The organism is Anaerolineae bacterium, from assembly GCA_014360855.1.
Lineage (GTDB): Bacteria > Chloroflexota > Anaerolineae > JACIWP01 > JACIWP01 > JACIWP01.
Window position 1 is genome coordinate 1 of the sequence record JACIWP010000324.1, and the last position, 3208, is coordinate 3208.

General features: G+C 60.0%; 5 protein-coding genes. 4 read left to right on the forward strand and 1 reads right to left on the reverse strand.

Translation table 11 applies throughout. From position 1 onward, the window contains the following. On the reverse strand, positions 1–338 hold a 338-nt coding region (gene galT / locus H5T60_13415; GenBank protein ID MBC7243429.1), incomplete at its 3' end, for a galactose-1-phosphate uridylyltransferase. A gap of 211 nt (positions 339–549) precedes the next feature. Between galT and H5T60_13420 the strand changes: the two genes are divergently transcribed. The 4 genes from H5T60_13420 to H5T60_13435 form a co-directional block, all read left to right on the forward strand. Then, complete coding sequence (locus H5T60_13420; protein ID MBC7243430.1) at positions 550–1032, forward strand: hypothetical protein; 483 nt, start codon at positions 550–552, stop codon at positions 1030–1032. A gap of 549 nt (positions 1033–1581) precedes the next feature. Further along, a complete protein-coding gene (gene mscL / locus H5T60_13425; GenBank protein ID MBC7243431.1) occupies positions 1582–2016 on the forward strand; it encodes a large conductance mechanosensitive channel protein MscL in 435 nt (144 codons plus the stop codon). A 231-nt stretch (positions 2017–2247) separates the two neighbouring features. Beyond that, positions 2248–2982, forward strand: a complete 735-nt coding sequence (locus H5T60_13430; protein ID MBC7243432.1) for a GntR family transcriptional regulator — start codon at positions 2248–2250, stop codon at positions 2980–2982. 53 nt (positions 2983–3035) lie between these two features. Continuing rightward, positions 3036–3208: hypothetical protein (locus H5T60_13435; GenBank protein MBC7243433.1), on the forward strand; the 173-nt coding region annotated here is incomplete at its 3' end.

Consider the following 3208-nt stretch of genomic DNA (forward strand, 5'->3'; position numbering starts at 1 on the left):
TCGTGCCGCGGGGAAAAGCAGATAACGCGGCAGGTCCCGCGCTCCCCGCGCGCTCGAAGCAGTGGGTGGTCTTCGATGGCTTGGTGGGGGGTGTCAGGTTCCAGCGCGGGAAAATCATTCGTGAAGACGAATATGCTCTCATAATGGGGATTGCGGACGCCGCCGGCACGCAGGTTGCCCGGGCAGAGATAGCAGTGCGGGTCATAGGCGGGACGCGAGATGACCGGCGGGCGCTCCACCTGGCCGGCCCAGGGCCGGCGGGTGCGCTGAGGGGATACCAGCACCCACTCATCGGTCAGTGGGTTATAGCGGCGGTGCGGGAAGCGTTCCCAATCCACTGCGAAGGCCTTTCCGGGTGCAGTTCACAGCCGGCCGTATCGCACGCGAGCCGGCCCCATTGTGACACAATCGATTCATTCTCGCAAGTGCTCAGCGCGTCCCATTCCTCTTGACTTTGGCTAGCCGATGCACTATGATGTAACTGACTCAAACTCGTAGCGCTTGCTACCGCTCCCCTTCGCAGTTAGGGACATTGTAAGAATGGGCACAATGATACCTAACGAATACCTCCAAGTGCTGAAAAAGATTGTGAGCCGGCTGGCCGGCCGGCCCATCCATTGGGCAGTGACCGGCAGTCTGGGTATGGCACTCCAGGGCGTTCCTCTACCGATCCATGACATTGACCTTCAGACCGACAAAGACGGCGCGCTGGAAATCGCGCGCTCCTTCGCCGAGTATGTGGTAAGCCCGGTCGCGTTTCGCGAATCGGAGCGCATCCGCTCGTACTTCGGCATCCTCGAGATCGACGGCATCAAAGTTGAGATTATGGGCGACCTTCAGAAATATCTGGCGGATGAGCAAAGATGGGAGGAGCCTGTCCTGGTGGAGCGTCATCGTCGCTGGATAGAGTTGGATGAGATGAGAATCCCCGTGCTGGACCTGGAATACGAATACCAGGCCTATCTCAAAATGGGCCGGCTAGAACGAGCCGCTTTGCTCCGCCGATGGTTGGATAGCGCTCGCGCCGGCTGAATTTCACTTTTCTGTCCTATGCAATCGCATCCTGAATATCCATTAACGGAAGCACAGCCGTGTCGGAGAATGAAATAGGTTCGCCGCATAAGATAAGGTGCATGTAGAGTGGTGCAGAAACTGATACAGCAGTTGCGCTCTGCGAATACTTCCACAAAACGCCTGCTCCTTTTCCCCATGGCCGTGGGGCATCCCGTTTGGCCTTGCCATCCTGGGCCTTGCGCTCCGCCGCGACGACCACCTTCTCGCCGCGCTGGCCACCCCCCTTCTCACACCGTACATCGCATCGTACAGCCTGGTCGCTCCGCTGGCTGTCATCGCCACGCGCTGGCCTCAGGCCGGCATTGCCATCTGGGGGGCATTGTGGTGGCATGTAATTGTGTTTTCCATGCCGTTGGGAACGTGACGCGCTGATGGTGCATCTTTAGCCCGGCCCGCGATTGGATAAGCTCACGCCGGCAGGGATTCCGACTATGCCGAATCCGCGTCACCGATGTTTGCGGCAGTCTATCGGGTGGACCAATCCCATTACTAAAGGAGGCAGTCACCATGTGGGAAGAATTCAAGAAGTTCGCCATGCGCGGCAGTGTCATTGACCTGGCGATTGGCATCATCCTGGGCACCGCCTTTGGGGCCATTGTCAATTCCTTCGTCAATGACATCATCATGCCCCCCATCGGGCTGTTGCTGGGGAAAGTGGACTTTTCGAACCTCTTCATCAACCTATCCAAGACGCCCTATGCCAGCCTGGCGGAGGCACAGCAAGCCGGCGCCCCCACCATCAACTACGGTATCTTCATCAACACCATCATCAACTTCCTGATCGTGGCATTCGTGCTCTTCCTCATTATCCGGCAGGTGAACCGCTGGACCGCCAAGCCGGCCGAGCCGGCGGCTCCCACGACGAAGGAGTGCCCATACTGCTATTCGCAGATTCCCATCAAAGCGACCCGCTGTCCTAACTGCACCTCACAACTGCAGTAAGAACCGGGAAGAAACTGCCTGGCGGCTGAAGTTGCGGCAGTGACTGTGGAGCTTGCCTGGGCAGGTTCACTGCCGTCAGCCCGGCCGGCTTGGCAAGCCGCAGGCGCCGTTTCAACTGGCAGGCCAGTTTGACAGCGCCATGGGATTGTGTTATACTAACTTGTGTACACAAGTACATAAGTGTACAAGAGCGGCCGGCCTTCTACCTCCCTGCAGACAGCAGGACCTGCCATGGAACTGATTGACAAAAACAGCGTCACACCCTACTATATCCAGCTCGCCGAGATACTGAAACGCCAGATCGCTACACCACCCCCCGGCGAAAAGTGGCGCCTGCCGTCCGAAAACGAGCTGGCCGCCTTGCACGGCATTACGCGCACCACCGTGCGGCGCGCCCTGGAAATCCTTGAGCGCGAGGGGTGGATTTATAAAGAAAAGGGCAAGGGGTCCTTTGCTGTCGCTCGCCGCGTCGGGCAGGAGGTGACCCAACTGGTCTCCACCACCGAGTACATGCAGGCGCGCGGCTGGAACCTGACGACCCGAGTGATTTCGCTGGAAAAGGTCACGCCGCCGGCCAAAATCGCCGCCGCCCTGGCCCTCTCAGAGGGCGACCAGTGCTACCAGCTCCGCCGGCTGCGCCTTGTGGACGATGAACCCATCAGCATCCAGACATCTTTCCTGCCGGCACGCCTCTGCCCCAACCTGGAAAGCAACGACCTATCCGCATCCCTCTACCAACTGCTGGAAACGCGCTACAAGCTCCGCCTGTGGAGCGGAGAACAGGTCATCCGCGCCCGCTGTGCCACCGCCGAGGAACGCAAGCTCCTGCAGGTCAGGCCGTGCACCGCTGTCCTGTATATGGAGCGCATCTCGTACGCCGCCACCGGCGAACCGGTGGAGTATCTGGAGGCGGTGTGGCGCGGCGACCGCTACGAGTTCAAGGCTTCGCTGACCCGACCCCGCTGAAGGGCCGGCCATCATGATTGCGCGCCCCGCGCGCTGGGAAAGGAGGAACGGGAATGCCTGCTACACTGCGCTTTTCGGCCAACATCAACACCTTCAACGCCTGCGCCGACCGGTATGTGCTGTCCGGCTACGGCAAACGCCTCACGACGGAGGAGCTGATCCAGGCCGCCACCCGGGTGGAGGGCCTGACCGGGGTCGAGGTAGTGGGTTTCTGGCACGTCAATGA